General features: G+C 71.1%; 14 protein-coding genes and 1 pseudogene. 9 read left to right on the top strand and 6 right to left on the bottom strand.

Going from position 1 to position 13,942, the window contains the following annotated elements:
- The first annotated feature begins 216 nt into the window (after nt 1-216).
- Together OOK31_RS17465 and OOK31_RS17470 are read left to right on the top strand one after the other, a co-directional pair.
- Nucleotides 217-1,377, top strand: a complete 1,161-nt coding sequence (locus OOK31_RS17465) for a serpin family protein (protein ID WP_267088158.1) — start codon at nt 217-219, stop codon at nt 1,375-1,377.
- An 89-nt stretch (nt 1,378-1,466) separates the two neighbouring features.
- Nucleotides 1,467-1,928, top strand: coding sequence for a hypothetical protein (locus tag OOK31_RS17470; protein WP_267088159.1), 462 nt, complete (start codon nt 1,467-1,469; stop codon nt 1,926-1,928).
- Between the two features lie 95 nt (nt 1,929-2,023).
- On the opposite strand, the gene OOK31_RS17475 is transcribed toward OOK31_RS17470, so the two are convergent.
- Nucleotides 2,024-2,251, bottom strand: a complete 228-nt coding sequence (locus OOK31_RS17475; RefSeq protein WP_267088160.1) for a hypothetical protein — start codon at nt 2,249-2,251, stop codon at nt 2,024-2,026.
- 252 nt (nt 2,252-2,503) lie between these two features.
- Here OOK31_RS17475 and OOK31_RS17480 point away from each other — a divergent pair, with 252 nt between their 5' ends.
- Nucleotides 2,504-2,920 (top strand): hypothetical protein, encoded by a 417-nt coding sequence (locus tag OOK31_RS17480; protein WP_267088161.1) that lies wholly within the window; start codon nt 2,504-2,506, stop codon nt 2,918-2,920.
- A 168-nt stretch (nt 2,921-3,088) separates the two neighbouring features.
- On the opposite strand, the gene OOK31_RS17485 is transcribed toward OOK31_RS17480, so the two are convergent.
- The 4 genes from OOK31_RS17485 to OOK31_RS17500 all read right to left on the bottom strand — a co-directional run bounded on the left by OOK31_RS17485 (nt 3,089) and on the right by OOK31_RS17500 (nt 6,365).
- Entirely contained in the window at nt 3,089-3,838 is a 750-nt protein-coding gene (locus OOK31_RS17485; protein ID WP_267088162.1) for an MBL fold metallo-hydrolase, read from the bottom strand.
- 89 nt (nt 3,839-3,927) lie between these two features.
- Nucleotides 3,928-4,914: a GlxA family transcriptional regulator gene (locus tag OOK31_RS17490; RefSeq protein ID WP_267088163.1), complete on the bottom strand. Its 987-nt coding sequence runs from the start codon at nt 4,912-4,914 to the stop codon at nt 3,928-3,930.
- Between the two features lie 630 nt (nt 4,915-5,544).
- On the bottom strand, nt 5,545-6,207 hold the full coding sequence (locus tag OOK31_RS17495; protein WP_267088164.1) for an HD domain-containing protein: 663 nt from the start codon (nt 6,205-6,207) through the stop codon (nt 5,545-5,547).
- Nucleotides 6,204-6,365 (bottom strand): hypothetical protein, encoded by a 162-nt coding sequence (locus OOK31_RS17500; RefSeq protein ID WP_267088165.1) that lies wholly within the window; start codon nt 6,363-6,365, stop codon nt 6,204-6,206. The genes OOK31_RS17495 and OOK31_RS17500 overlap by 4 nt, the downstream gene beginning before the upstream one ends.
- 78 nt (nt 6,366-6,443) lie before the next feature.
- Between OOK31_RS17500 and OOK31_RS17505 the strand changes: the two genes are divergently transcribed.
- Nucleotides 6,444-7,409, top strand: a complete 966-nt coding sequence (locus OOK31_RS17505) for a GlxA family transcriptional regulator (RefSeq protein ID WP_267088166.1) — start codon at nt 6,444-6,446, stop codon at nt 7,407-7,409.
- 210 nt (nt 7,410-7,619) lie between these two features.
- Here OOK31_RS17505 and OOK31_RS17510 read toward each other — a convergent pair whose 3' ends face one another.
- A complete protein-coding gene (locus OOK31_RS17510) occupies nt 7,620-8,930 on the bottom strand; it encodes a calcium-binding protein (protein ID WP_267088167.1) in 1,311 nt (436 codons plus the stop codon).
- Between the two features lie 254 nt (nt 8,931-9,184).
- Here OOK31_RS17510 and OOK31_RS17515 point away from each other — a divergent pair, with 254 nt between their 5' ends.
- The 5 genes and pseudogenes from OOK31_RS17515 (at nt 9,185) to OOK31_RS17535 (ending at nt 13,800) form a co-directional block, all read left to right on the top strand.
- Nucleotides 9,185-9,724: a transcriptional regulator gene (locus tag OOK31_RS17515; protein WP_267088168.1), complete on the top strand. Its 540-nt coding sequence runs from the start codon at nt 9,185-9,187 to the stop codon at nt 9,722-9,724.
- Entirely contained in the window at nt 9,721-11,016 is a 1,296-nt protein-coding gene (locus OOK31_RS17520; RefSeq protein ID WP_267088169.1) for an MFS transporter, read from the top strand. The genes OOK31_RS17515 and OOK31_RS17520 overlap by 4 nt, the downstream gene beginning before the upstream one ends.
- A gap of 231 nt (nt 11,017-11,247) precedes the next feature.
- Nucleotides 11,248-12,897: an immunity 49 family protein gene (locus tag OOK31_RS17525; protein WP_267088170.1), complete on the top strand. Its 1,650-nt coding sequence runs from the start codon at nt 11,248-11,250 to the stop codon at nt 12,895-12,897.
- A gap of 187 nt (nt 12,898-13,084) precedes the next feature.
- A pseudogene (locus tag OOK31_RS17530) lies at nt 13,085-13,502 on the top strand (alpha/beta fold hydrolase); the annotation flags it as partial.
- Between the two features lie 10 nt (nt 13,503-13,512).
- The gene (locus tag OOK31_RS17535) at nt 13,513-13,800 is read left to right on the top strand and encodes an SDR family NAD(P)-dependent oxidoreductase (RefSeq protein WP_267088312.1); all 288 of its coding nucleotides are present in this window, start codon (nt 13,513-13,515) and stop codon (nt 13,798-13,800) included.
- Nucleotides 13,801-13,942: the final 142 nt, after the last annotated feature.

Below are 13,942 nucleotides of genomic sequence, written 5' to 3' on the forward strand. Positions count from 1 at the left end.
CGGTCGGACTACCGCTGGAGGCCACCCCTGCCTCCAGTCTGAGCGCGCCCTACCGCTGCCGCCAGTCGTACGCGACACAGGGGCGGAGGGACCGGATCCGAGGGCGGCGGCCCCTCAGTGATCAAGACGAAGTACCGTTCTCGTCGTCCAGGTTCAGGCGAAACAGGAGTCGCGTACTGCTGGGCGCGTGGCAGGCGTGGTGCGAACGGGGGCGGTATGCGGGTGACGAGCGCGACGATGCAGGCGGTCGACGAGGTGGTCGACGCGGTCAACGGGCTGACGGCACGCTGGGCAGAGCGGGTGGAGGGCGGCACGGTGTTCTCCGCGGCCGGGGTCTGGCCGCTGCTCGCCTTCCTCGCCGACGGTGCGAGCGGCGAGGCGCGGGCGCAACTGGCGGAGGCCGTCGGGCTTCCTGCCGAGCGGGTGGCCCAGGCGGCACGTGAGGGTCTCGTCGCCCTCGGCGGGCTCCGAGGGGTGGACGCGGCGCTGGGCCTGTGGACCGGACGCAAGATGAAGGTGCGCAAGGAGTGGGCCGCCGGGCTGCCGCCGCACGCGCACCGGAAGCTGACGGGCTGGCTGACGTACGACCAGAAGGCGCTCGACGCATGGGCGGCGGAGCAGACGGGCGGACGCGTCCAGCGCATGCCGGTGCAGCTGAGCAGGGACACCACGGTGGTACTGGCGAGCGCGCTCGCCCTGGAGACCCGGTGGATACGCCCCTTCACCGCCGACTGGGCCTGTCCCCGCTCGGGCCCGTGGGAGAACCGGGAGCTGGCAGGCCTGAGCCGTACCACCGCACTGCTCGACCGCGTCGGTGTCGCGGACACACCTGACGGGCAGATCACCGACCTCAGGGTGGTGGGCACCGGCGGTATGGACGTGCATCTGCTCCTCGGTGAGGAGCACATGCCCGCAGGCCAGGTGCTCAAGGCGGGGATGGAGATCAACGCGGGCCGCCAACGGGTCGTGCCGGGCAGCCGACTCCCGCACGGAGAGGCCGGACCGGGCGTGAGCGTGGTCGAGGTGCCCACCCTCCGGCCCGCCCCGCCGACGCTCCATGTCAGCACCGTCGCCTTCGACATGGTCGACAAGCACAACCTCATGGCGCACGCCGACCTGTTCGGACTGGGCCCGACGAGCGACGGGTCCGAGGAGCACTTCCCCGGGATCAGCGACCGTCCCATGCCGATCCGCTCCGCGAGGCAGTCCATCGCGGCGGCCTTCACCGACAAGGGGTTCGAGGCTGCGGCGGTGACTGCTCTGGCAGCGCGCGAGACGAGTGGTGACCGTTTGACGGCACGGCAGACCGCGGACGGCAGCCTCCGCGGCCGGGATCGGATTCCTACGGTTCCACGATGGGCTCCAGGCGCGCTGTGACGACGTGCGCCGGAGCCGTATTCGCCTGGCAAGATCGATGGGGGAAAGCCGTATGCCTGCTCATGTCAGGCCGACGAGAGGGGGTTGGCGTGAGTCGCCTCACTGAAGCGCTGTGGTGGAACACGGGCGAGGCCGTCATCAGCCTGTTCGCAGCCGCTCCTTCCGCAGAGCCGTCCGATCTCGCTTTCGACATCAGCGGATGCACCCCGGATCGGATCGACACCTATCATCTCGAGGACGTCGAGGAGGTCCTCACGGGCCTCCAGGTGGTCGAGTACGACCTGGCCTTCGACGTGCTGCCCGCCGAACTCGGGCCGTACCTCGAGCAATGCCTGCAGCAGGTCTGCGCGCGGGGCGCCCGGGTGGCCTGGCTCGGTTTCGAAGGCTCCTTCCACTTCGATCACCTGCTCACCGAGGACACCGCACAGATGCTCTACGGAGTGGCCGCCTCGGGCGAGCCGACCGTTCTCGCATTGGACGACGCCCTGAGGACCGGCCCCGAGTGGCCGAAGATCCTCGCCGTCTACAGGTCCAAGCTCCTGACGGACTGAACCCTCCGCCTGGTTCGAGAGACGCCCGCTCACACCACGCCACCGGGCACGCTTCGCATCGCCCTTTGGGTGTTGCGGGCTGAAAGAAGCCCCGGTCAGGCGACCTTCTGGCGCTGGGGCGTCTTCCGCGTCCTCACCCCGCCGACGACGAGCGCCAGCCCCACGGCGACGATGCCGAGGTACGCGGTGGACGGAAGGTCGACGACCTTGTGCATCCAGCCCCACTCCGTGCCGAAGAAGGTCTGCGAGGCGAAGCTGACAAGCCCCTGGGCTCCTACGACGTAGCCGATGCTTTCGAGGGTGTATCCGATGGTTGTTCGCACGGATCAACCCTCTCGCGGCGGTGCCGCAGGATCGTCCTCCGCAGGGTCGAAAACGCAGTAGTCCAAAGGATGCAGTCGCGTGCGGAGAGCGCCGGCAGAGCACCCGCCGTGGCAGACGAGTGGTCGACACCGGACGGGCGGGATGGCGGGCCGTCCGCAGACGCCACACTTCGTCACGGTTGACGCGCAAGGACTGCGGGCAACCTTGTGGCGTCATCCCGCGAACCTGCACCGAAGGAGACTCGCGTCGTGTTGGGCCGATCTGCTCTCACCCTCTTCACCGCGGCGGGCCTGGCCATGTCCGCGGCACTGACCGCGCCGGCCGTCGCGGCGACACCGTCCATGGCCGCCGCCTACGCCCCTACCCCGGTCTACGTCTCCGACGGCGCCGGCAGCTATATCTCGGGCACCCTGACCTGGTACAACCGGTCGGTGGTCTTCACAGGGACGTTGAAGTCCGTCGGCTGCCGCAGAGCTTGGTACAGCGTGTTCGATTCCTACGCCAACCCGCTCGGCGCCAGGAGCAGCAGTACGCACTGCAACACGGTGACTTCGGTTCCCGCCACACTTCCCGCGGATGTCGTCGGCGGCGGCTCGTACGTCGGGGTCTGCCTTGACGATGCGAACGGCAAGCCGGTGACGTCGTGCGGCGTCTACCCCCGTCCATGACCGCAGGTGGTGGGCAGGTCTCGTCACCGTGATGTCGGCGACGCATGGGCATGGCTGACTCACCCTGGTGACAGGTGTGTTGATCACCACGAGCGAGTGGCGGCGTGACCGCGCAACGGCCGGTCCCGCGCACCAGGACGGCGGCAAGCGCACCGCGAACCGCCGATGTCAGCTCATGGCGCGGCTTCGGAGGCGGCCACGGGCCGCCAGGCCGGACAGCCGTCGTTGCTCCCGCCGCGCCCACCGCCGGACGCGCTCGGGGTCGAGCGGGACGCCGTGGCCGACGTGGAGCTTCGTGGGGTTCAGGGCGAGCATGGCGCGCAAGCTGGCGAGGTTGCCCAGGGGGTCGTCGTGAAAGGGCGGATTCGCCGGCTTGCCGGGGATGAGGCCCATGAAGGAGTTGGCCACGAGATCGCCCGCCACGAGGTGGCCGTCGTCGGTGAGGACGGAGACGGAGCCCGCGGTGTGACCCGGGGTGGGCACGATACGGCCCTCGACCCCGAAGTCGGCCAAGTCGGTCTCACCGCTGATCAGGACATCGGGCTCGAAGGGATCGGCGGGGACGTGCAGATTCCTGTTCCGGTTCAGCGCGCGGCCCATGGGGCCGGTCGGCAGGTGGGGCATGCGGGCCCGGCCGGTACGGAAGGGTTCGAGGTCGGCGACGTGACCGGCGATCGGGGCGCCGGTGAGGCGGTGCAGCTCTGCCGCTGAGCCGAAGTGGTCGATGTGTCCGTGCGTGATGACGATCAGGGCGATGTCGCAGGGGTCCACGCCGTGGTCGGCGATCCGGTCGTGGATGGTCTGGGCGCTGCCGGGTGTTCCCGCGTCGACGAGGACGGGCCGTCGGCCGAGGAGCAGATGGGCGTTGACGGCGTGCTTGCCGAGCACCGGAATCGGAATGATCTTCGTGCCGGACATGGGGGCCTTTCGGGTACGGGGGACCACGCCGGGGCGCGCTGCGGCGATCACCGGGCGGTGGTGGGGGAGGGGGAGCGGATTTAAGGGCGTCAGCGGAAGCGGCGGCGGTACTCGGCCGGTGTCGTTCCCAGGTGGCGCTGAAAGACACGGTGGAGGGTCTGGAGGGAGCCGAGCCCGCTCGCGGCGGCGATCTGGGGCAGACCTGCCTCGCTCTCCTCGAGGAGCCGCCGGGCCGTCTCCAGCCGGGCGGATTCCACGTACGCGGCGGGCGTGGTGCCGGTGCGCTGCGCGAAGAGCCGGGAGAAGTGGCGTGTGCTGAGGCTGGCGCGCTGGGCGAGCGCCTCTGCGGAAAGGTCCGCGTCGGGGTGTTCGGTGATCCACTGGCGCAGTTCACCGATGCGGTCGCAGGTGGGCTCCTGGACGGAGAGCGGAACGCTGAACTGGCTCTGGCCGCCCGATCGTTTGACGTACATGACCATCATGCGGGCGGTGGCGAGTGCGAGGGCCTGGCCACCGTCCTCGGCCACCATGGCCAGGGCCATGTCCATCCCCGAGCTGATCCCGGCGCAGGTCCACAGTGCGCCGGAGCTGACGAAGATCGAATCGGGGGTCACGCTGATCTCGGGGTGTTCGGCGGCGAGTTGTGCTGCCGTGAGCCAATGCGTGGTCGCGGTCAGGCCGTCCAGCAGGCCGGTCGCGGCCAACAGATGCGCACCGGCACACACCGACCCGGTGCGCCCCGCCCGGGGGACGGCCGTGCGCAGCCAGTCCGTGACGACGGGATCCACGACCGCCCGCACGGCGCCGCCCTCGCAGTGGGTGACGGCTCCGGCCACGAGCAGGGTGTCGACCCGGCCGGTCACCTCGTCGAGCCGGAGGTCGGCGAGCAGCCGGACACCGCTGGAGGTCGTCACGGCGCCACCGTCCGCGGTCGCGATCTGAACGGTGTAGCCGGGGTGCTTGTTGTCGGCTGCTCGGGTGGCGACGGAGAACACCTCGGCGGGTCCTGTGATGTCGAGGAGCTCCACACCGGGGAAGGCGGCGATGACGACACGGTGGGGTCGGCTTGCGGGCATGCGTCGATCCTCGCCCCGGCCCGGCCGTGTCCGCAATGACGAGGTTCTCTCAGATCCGGCCATCCGCTCGGCCGGTGGCGGACTCGCCGCGTCCAAGGAGTCCGGCGAGCCCCCGCCGGTCGGCGGGCAGGGCGACGCGGTTCCTCCGATCCGGTGGGAGTACTGCCCGGATCCGTACGCGACCCGGGAGTTGACGTACTACGGCAGTGCGAAGCCGGACGCGCATCGTCATGACGATCGCCATCGACGACGGCAACAGCAGTGGTAAGGGCCAGGAGCCCGCCTCCACCTAGTGCTGTGACCGGAAAGGTTCACCGTGTCGCGGCGCCCGGCACGGCACCTCGCCGCGTTGTCGGACCACCCGAGTACGTCCAGTACGAGCGGCGGCCCTCCGCCTTGCGATGCACCGCACCGGACACCGCGACCCGGCAAACCTTTCCGGCCACAGCACTAGAGCAGCCGGCCCACCCCGCTCACGATCCACACTCCGGCCACCGGCCCCGACAGCACACCGTCTCCGACTCCCCCGCGCCTTCCCACCTCGACGCCTACCACAGAAAGTACGGCGGGAAGAACCGCCGGTGGCATCAAGCGGCCGCGGCATTCGACCGCAGGGACCGCGAGACCTCGTCAGTCCGGACGCACCGGGGCGGCGATCAGCTCATCCAGCCCGGGGAACGGGTTGTCCGGCCGGTACTTGCGGTACACGACGTCGACGAACGACACGGGCGCCCACTTCGACGGTTGCTCGTCGATCTGATGGACCACCCGCGCTTGGATGTTGTTCCGCAGATCCAGATACGGAAACGCCGCGTGCGCCGCGTCCAGTACCGCCCGGTCCACCTCCTCGACACCGAAGGCGAACATGTCGGCGCCGATACCGAAATGCGCGAGAGCGCCAACCACATGTTTGTGGGGCGCGATCCCCGCCGAGGTGTGGAGGGCCACCGCATCCCAGATCTGGTCGGCGGCCACATCGGACAGCCCGTGCTCCCGCGCGAATCGAGCGGCGCGGAACGCACCGTCCACCTCGAACCGGTTCGGACCTTGCCCCGCCTCGGTCAGACCGATGTCGTGCAGCACCGTGGCGAGGAAGAGCGTCTCGTCGTCGTAGTCCACCCCGGCAACAAGGGTCCTGGCGCTGGCGATACTGCGGGCATAGAAGTAACTGCGGACCGTGTGGTTGAGCAGCCACTTCGGAGAGTGTTCGGCAGTGAAGGCGACGGCGGCCTCCGTAGCCGCCGTACGCGGCCACCCTCCGATCTCCTCCGGCAGATTCTCGAGCACGCTCACTCGGCCCCAGCCCCCAGCGCCAACTGCTCGGCGCTGACCGCCTCGACCGACCGCAGCTCGTCCATGACATCGGACTGCTCCGAGCAGCTGTACCGGCCGGAACTCTCGACACCGAAGCGCACGGGCTTCGGAGTCCACGTCTCTACTGCTACGTACATGTTGCGCATCTCCTCACTCATCACGAGCGGCCTGATGCGACCAGCCTAGGAAGACCGAGGTCACCGTACGATGGCCAGATGGACAGGAATCCCAAAGATCCGGCCAAGGTCGCAGTGGTGGTGCAACCGGGCTACGTCCTGTTGGACGTAGCCGTTCCCCAGCAGGTGTTCGGCTGCTGGCCGGACTACGTGACCGCCTGCTGGCCGGGCGGCGCCCCCTACGACCTGACCTTGGTGAGCGCGGTTCCCGCGGAGAGCTCGCTGGTGCCCCGTGAGGTCGAGCCGCTCGACCGGCTGGACACGGCGGACACCGTGATCGTCGCCGGAGTGCAAGACCCCACCGGGTCTCCGGACGCCGAGCTGGTCGAGCGGCTGCGCGCCGCGCACGACCGGGGCAGCCGCATGGTGTCGATCTGCACGGGCGCCTTCGCCCTGGCGGCGGCCGGGATCCTGGACGGCCGCAGCGCCACCACCCACTGGCACTGGGCCAGACTGCTGCGGGACCGCCACCCGTCGGTCACGGTCCGCGAAGAGGAGCTCTACGTCGAGGACACCGGCGTCTTCACCTCTGCGGGTGTCCTCGCCGGAACCGACCTGTGTCTGCATCTTCTGCGGCTCGACCATGGGCAGGCCGCCGCGAACACGATGGCCCGCTTCCTGGTCAGCCCGCCCCACCGGGACGGGGGACAGGCCCAGTTCATCGAGCACGCCCCGCCTGGCGGCGTCTGCGAGATCACCGACGTGATCACCTGGATCCTGGAACACCTCGATGAGCCGCTCACCCTGGAGTCGGTCAGCCGGCGCAGCCACATGAGCACACGAACCCTGCGCCGCAGATTCCGTGCCGTGACCGGAACGAGCGTCATGCACTGGGTGGCCCTGCAACGCGTAGCCCGCGCGCGCCAACTCCTCGAGACCACTCGCCTCGGCATCGACGACATCGCCCACCAATGCGGCTTCGGCTCCGCGGAGTCCTTGCGCATCCACTTCACCGCGATGACCAGGACCAGCCCGTCGAGGTACCGCCGTACCTTCGCCGCCTGACTCGCGTCTTCCGTCTCCCGCACAGGCCGGTGACACACTGCCGCTCCGGCTCGTCAAGGCGGCCTGCTTCGGCGGCCGGCGCGGCGGCGTTGTCGGGGGTGAGTACGACGTTGCGACATTCCCGCAAGGCTGGCCGCGTCGGGTGTATCGGCCGGGCTCGCGGGCCCGGCTCGCGGCGCCGGAGCGCTGCGCCGCTCCGGTCGGGTCAGATCAGGTGCAGCCGGATCCGGTGGGCGGGCTGACGCAGGTGTTGTGCCCGGATCCGCCGTTGTTGACGTTGGTGCCCGGTCCGCCGTCGAGGGTGTCGTTGCCGGGCCCGCCGTCGTTGCTGTCGTTGCCCGCCCCGCCGGACAGGGCGTCATTGCCGGCGCCGCCTTCGATGCGGTCGTTGCCGGCGCTCCCCGCCAGGCGGTCGTTGCCGTCGCCGCCGCAGATCAGGTCGTTGCCGCCGAGGCCGTCGACCGCGTCGTTCCCGGCGAGAGCGAAGATCACGTCGTCGCCGGGGGTGCCGGTCAGGCGGTCGTTGCGGGGGGTGCCCGTGATGGTGGGAGAGGCGGTCGCGCAGGTGGCGGCAGGGGGCGGGGGAATTTCGTACGTGATGGTCACCTCGGCCGACCCCGTGCCGGTTGCGGAGCTGCCGCCGACGGGCACGAGGTTCGACCCGCCGCCACCCCCACCGGGACCTCGCGTCCCGTCGGGGAAGAGGGTGCTGCAGCCGCCGCCCCCGCCTCCGCCGAACCAGCCGCCGCCTCCTCCGCCCCCACCCACGACGACGAAGCTTCCGCCTCCGCCGCCGTTGCCCCCGAAACCCGCCAGGCCGACGTCGCCGTCCGGGAGCACCTCCGACGGGCAGGACTCCCCGCCGGCGCCGCCGACGGTCTGGGTCCCACCGCCCCCGCCCCGGCCGCCCTCCGGCCGCTCGCCACCGTCCTGACCGGTGTCTCCGGCAGCCCCGCCGACGGCCTCGGGGACCTCACCGTCACGAGCGCCGCCCCCGCCGCCTCCGCCACCCGCGACGATCAGGCGCGGGTCGGTGCCGACGGTGCCGGTCAGGACGCAGCCGGAGTCGGCCGAGCTGCACCTGCGGACGTCGCTGGCACCACCCCCGCTGCCGCCGCGGGTTTCGAAGCCGCCGCCACCGGAGGCGCCACCGGTGTCCACGTTCACGTACAGGGTGGTGAGGGGGGTGACCGGGAGGCTGCCGGTGACGGTGGCGCCGTTCCCGCCCGCGCCACCGAGGCCAGGCGGTGTCCCGCCGCGGCCCGCGGCCCCGGTGGCCGTGACGGTGAGCTGGGTGACACCGACCGGTACGAGGAAGACGTGTTCGCCGGGCGCGGTGAAGGTGACGGTCACGGGCGCCGCCGCCGCGGGCGTGGCGGCGGGCACCACCACCAGCGCCGCCGGCAACGCCGCCGTGGCCAGCAGGACAGCGGCACGCCGGGCCAGGCCGCGCGGCCGGGCACCGCCGGATCCGCCGGGTCGGCGTCGCAGGATCACCGCATGCTGCGTGGCCAGACTCACGATCGCGACTCCTCGGCAATGGCCCGTGGTACCCCGGGGTGTGCCACGGACGTCGACTGTTGGGCCCGGGTTCCGGCGCGGGACCGCCCCGACGATCAAGCCACACCACCCGGTGTGGCCTCCCTCGACACACCGCCACCCACGCCGCGATCCACCGACCAGGCGCAGCCCGCGGCCTCCCTGGACGTCAGGCTTGTGGAAGTCCGCGCGCAATCCCCTTGCGCAATGGTCAAGAATCGTTGACCATTACTCACATGCCTACAGATGATCTTCCCGAGACGTTCCACGTCACCACTGACGAGCAGCTACGCGCCGTTTCCAACCTCACCCGTCACCGGATCATGGCCGTGCTCCGCTTCGAGCCCGCGACGATCACGCAGATCGCCGAGCGGGTGGGCCTTGCGAAGGGGAGTTCCAGCTACCACGTACGGCTACTGGAGCGGGCCGGCCTGGTGAAGGTGGTGCGGACGCGGAAGGTGCGGGGTGTCACCGAGCGGTACTACGCGATGGCCGCGCGGGCGATCGTGCTGCCGGATCCGGGCGAGGGAGGGCCGGACATGCTCATGCGGCATGCGGTGGCGGACCTGGAGGCAGCGCCGGCGGATGGCGAGCGGCACGTACGGATGGCGCATCTGCGGCTCACCGACGAGCAGTTCGCGGAGCTGGGGGCGCGGCTGCAGGCACTGGCGGACGAGTACCGGGAGCTGTCCGATCCGTCGCTGCCGGACGCGTCACTCGTCTTCGCACTGTTCCACCCGGCATCGCACGTGCAGGCTGAAGGGGACGCCAAGTGACCTCGGACATACAGAAGTTGCCGACCGGGTTCGGACGGCTGTGGACCGCTCAGACGGTGTCCTCGCTCGGCGACGGGGTGATGCATGCCGCGCTGCCGCTGCTCGCGTTGACGCTGACACGGGATCCGATGGCGCTCGCCGTCGTCACGGCCGCCGGAACGCTGCCGTGGCTGCTCTTCGGGGTGCTCGGCGGTGCGCTGGTGGACCGCTGGGACCGCCGGCGCACGATGTGGATCGCGGACGCGGCGCGTGCGGTGCTGCTCGCGATACCGGTGGCAGCGGCCGCGCTCGACGTGCTGAGCATTCCGCTGCTCGCGGCCGTCGCCTTCCTGCTCGGCCTCGGCGGACTCTTCTTCGACACGGCCGCCACGGCCTATCTGCCGGATCTGCTCGGCCGCGACCCCGCACTCCTGGAGCGCGCCAACTCCCGCCTGCGCGGCGCCCAGACCGCCATGTCCGGCTTCGCGGGGCCGCCGGCCGGCAGTGCCCTGCTCGCGCTCGGACGGGCGGTTCCGCTGCTCGCCGACGCGGTGTCGTTCGCGCTCTCCGCGCTGCTCGTACGGTCGCTGCCTGCCGTACCCCGGCCCGTACCGCAGGCCCGTGAGTCGCTGCTGCGGCAGGCGCGGGCCGGGGCCTCGTACGTCTTCCGGGACCGGCTGCTGCTCGGGCTCGCGCTCCGCCCGGCGGTCGGGAACATCGCCTTCCTCGCCGTGGAGACCGTACTCGCACTCTTCGCGCACGACCGGCTCGGCATCGACACCTTCGGCTTCGGCCTGCTCCTCACGGCGGAGGCCGCCGGCGGTCTGCTCGGCGCGGGCATCGCCTCCTTCCTCGGCCGACGACTCGGCACCGGCACCGCGCTGACCTCCACGGCCGTGGTCGAGGGACTCGCCATCCTGGGCCTCGCCGCCGCCCCGAACCCGTACGTGGCCGGGCTCGCGCTCGCCGTCTGCGGGGCGGGCATGGGCGCCACGATGGTGCTCGCGCCCTCCCTCCGGCAGTCGATCGTCCCGGCCCACCTGATGGGCCGGGTCGTCTCCACCTCCCGCATGCTCTCCATGTGCGCCGCCCCGTTCGGGGCCTTCCTCGGCGGCTGGCTGGCCACCACCTACGACGTACGCACCCCGCTCTACGCCGCCGCCGTCCTCCTCCTGGCGATGACGGCCGTCACGGCATCCATGACCAGCAACCGCCGCGTCGAAGCGGCGCTGCGTGCCGCCGCCCCGGCCGACGGTCCAGATCACACGGAATCCAAGGATCCCGCCCGGGAGAGCGCACCCGGCTTGCTGTGACGCCGGCCGCGAAGGCCTCACAACACGTCGGCTGCCAGGCCCTAGAGCCAGAGTGCGGCAGCGGCTGGTCTGTCAGAGCCCGCGCCTAGGCTGTCCGCAGAGACTCGATCAAGGAGCAGGGCAGTGCGGATAGAGCGTCATCAGGTGGGCGGGCCGGCCGTGTCGGCGGCGCGCGAGGACTTCACGAACCGGATCGGGGGGCAGGTGCGGTCCATGTCGCGGGCCGGTCGCATGGCCACTTACGAATGGCAGTCGATCGCCGACGAGTTCCTCGACTACCTGGGCGCCCTCTCCGTCGAGACACCCGACCTCGACACCCCGGAGGCCAAGGCCGCCCTCAAGGATGCCTCCGAGGCCGCGGCCGGCGCCGTCGCCTACGCGGCGTACCACCCGCACTGCAGCTTCCAGGTCTTCCTGGATTACGTGAACTTCGGCATGAGCTACGACCCGGGTGAGGATGCCCCCGAGGAGAGCATCAGGCCCGGGGAGTGGATCGACGCGCTCTGCCTGTCGGTTCTCAGGGACAAAGCCAAGTGGCACGGCGAGGCCTTCCACTTCGCTCGGGAGAAGTTCGCCGAGCAGGCGCAGGGAACGCCCGTCGGCGAGCTCGCCACAGGATTGACGGCCGCGGTCCTGGACGACACCGGCGACGACGAGGAGTACCCGCCGAGCGCCCAGGCCAAGCTCGCCGCCATTGACGCGGCCCTGGACCGCATCCGTACCCGCGCCGGGGAAACGGGCGAGCCCTTCCTGGACCGGCCGGACAGCGTGGCGCTGCGCACGCTGCACGCCGTGGCCGCCGAGGACCGGGAGGCCTTCGACGCCGCGCTGGCCGACCTACTGGTCATGCACACCACCCTGCAGGGCCACTCCGCCTCCCCGAGCACCCTTCTCCCGCTCGTCCCCATCGCTCTCGCCGCGCTCGCGTACCGGACCCTGGGCTGGGTGCCTGCCGTCCGCTCCGACTACCTCCCGCACGCGCTGATCACCGGCTTCGAGAGCCGAGGCCCGCGGGTCGCGGGGTTCGGCCGGGACCGGCGGCCGGACGCGGTGGCCGCGCTCGCCGCGGGCCCGCTGGTGGTGGATCGTCCGGCCTTCGACTGGACGGTGGGCCCGCAGATCGAGGCCATGTACGAGGAGGGCATCCGGGAGGCGTTCACCCCCGCCGACGGGGCACCCCTCGCCGTCTGGCGGCTCGACAGCGTCATGGGCGATCAGGAGCGCCTCTTCAAGTGGCGGGCGGGGAACCCCGGCGGGGTCACGGACGCCCTGCTCGCCGACCTTCGTCTGGCATCCCAGATGGGGGCGGCCCTTTTCCGCATAGCCCTCGCGGAGCCGGGCACTGAGGCCGAGGTGACCATCGGCGGCCGCAACCTGCGCTACCCGGCCGAGCGGAAGCAGGAAGCCGGGGCCCACAACTGGGAGAAGGCCGTTGCCTTCGCCCTGATCACCGGTGCACGCGAGGACCTCGCCCCGCTGGTTCTCAGCGGCCCTGCCTTCGCCCGCCCGGACGGCTCCGCCTTCAGCGCGTACCGAGAAGCCCTTCACGCCTACCTGAAGGGCACCGATCCAGAACCGGCCGCGCAGCGCGCGCTGCAGCAGGCCGAGCAGGCCAAGGACTGGGGCTTCCCCATGCCGCCGGCCGTGCTGCTGTCGCAACTCGTGGAAGGTGACGAGGAGAGCTTCAACCTCGCCCTGGCCGACGCGCTCGAAGCCCACCGCGACTACTACCGGGTCGCCGACCGCGCCGACAGTCCGGATGCGTCCTGCAACATCGGCATCCTCGCCCTGGCCTGCCACGCCCGCCGACGCGGCTGGGACATCCGCGTCGAATCCCCCTACCTTCCGCAAGGTCTCCTGCTGGCCGCTGAACCCTTCTAGGGCGGGGTCCGCGGCCCCGACGACCCAGGCCTGCCTCTGATCGCCGGCGGTGAGCCCGGGCCACGGCCGGGTACCTGCAGCTGCTGATCTCAAAGGGTCTGGCCTTCGCGGAAGTCCCGGCGATCGTCGGCCTCGTGACGACATTCGTACAAGACCGAGGGCCGGCAGCCCGGGCACCCTCCCGTGGATGGGTATCTACGACGGTAAGCATGTCCAGGGGATGCACGTGGCCCACGACGGCCCGCGGGAGGCGCCGCCGCTGGTGCTCATCCACGGATCGACCCGCCGCTCGGCCCGCTCCTGTGGAGAGTCCGTTCCGGCGCGATGCTCCGCCGGGGGTGACCGTGGTGTGCAACCGCCCGGTGGACGTCCCGGACGACCTGGTCGCCGACGTACGGGGCCTTGGCTACCGCACGTTCAGGACGGTGCTGCGCCCCAACGGCGCGTACATCGCCGAGAAGAGCGTTCCCGCGCGCCTGACCGCACTCGACGTCCCGGTTCTGGTGATCTTCGGCGCTGCCGGCCCCCGCTGGGATCCGTCCTCGGCGCACCGCTACGACACGGTGCCGAACGCGCGAGTCGAGCAGCTGCCCGACGTCGGGCACCAACAGCGGCCTGGGCTGCGTCACCGCACGCGAACTCGCCCGCCACGGCGCGCACGTCGTCCTCGCCGCGCGAAACACGGACAAGGGAAGGGCCGCGCTCGACAGGCTCCCCGGCGAACTCCCCGAATCCGCCGTGGAGCTGCGCTCCCTGGACCTCGCCGACCTGGACTCGGTCCACACGTTCGCCGACGCCCTCGACACACCCGTGGACGTACTCGTCAACAACGCGGGGATATGGCACTCGTCGACGGCACGACGGACGATCTGGCGGAGGTCGCCGCGGCCGCTAGTGCTGTGACCGGAAAGGTTCACCGTGTCACGGCGCCCGGCACGGCACCTCGCGGCGTTGTCGGACCACCCGAGTACGTCCAGTACACGCGGCGGCCCTCCGCCTTGCGAGGTACCGCACCGGACACCGCGACCCGGCAAACCTTTCCGGC

The sequence above is a fragment of the Streptomyces sp. NBC_00249 genome, assembly GCF_026342355.1.
Taxonomy (GTDB): Bacteria; Actinomycetota; Actinomycetes; order Streptomycetales; family Streptomycetaceae; genus Streptomyces.

Coding starts and splice junctions, on each gene's coding strand:
- OOK31_RS17465 (WP_267088158.1), top strand. CDS start 217: ATGCGGGTGACGAGCGCGACGATGCAGGCGGTCGACGAGGTGGTCGAC.
- OOK31_RS17485 (WP_267088162.1), bottom strand. CDS start 3,838: ATGTCCGGCACGAAGATCATTCCGATTCCGGTGCTCGGCAAGCACGCC.
- OOK31_RS17490 (WP_267088163.1), bottom strand. CDS start 4,914: ATGCCCGCAAGCCGACCCCACCGTGTCGTCATCGCCGCCTTCCCCGGT.
- OOK31_RS17500 (WP_267088165.1), bottom strand. CDS start 6,365: ATGTACGTAGCAGTAGAGACGTGGACTCCGAAGCCCGTGCGCTTCGGT.
- OOK31_RS17505 (WP_267088166.1), top strand. CDS start 6,444: ATGGACAGGAATCCCAAAGATCCGGCCAAGGTCGCAGTGGTGGTGCAA.
- OOK31_RS17515 (WP_267088168.1), top strand. CDS start 9,185: ATGCCTACAGATGATCTTCCCGAGACGTTCCACGTCACCACTGACGAG.
- OOK31_RS17525 (WP_267088170.1), top strand. CDS start 11,248: ATGGCCACTTACGAATGGCAGTCGATCGCCGACGAGTTCCTCGACTAC.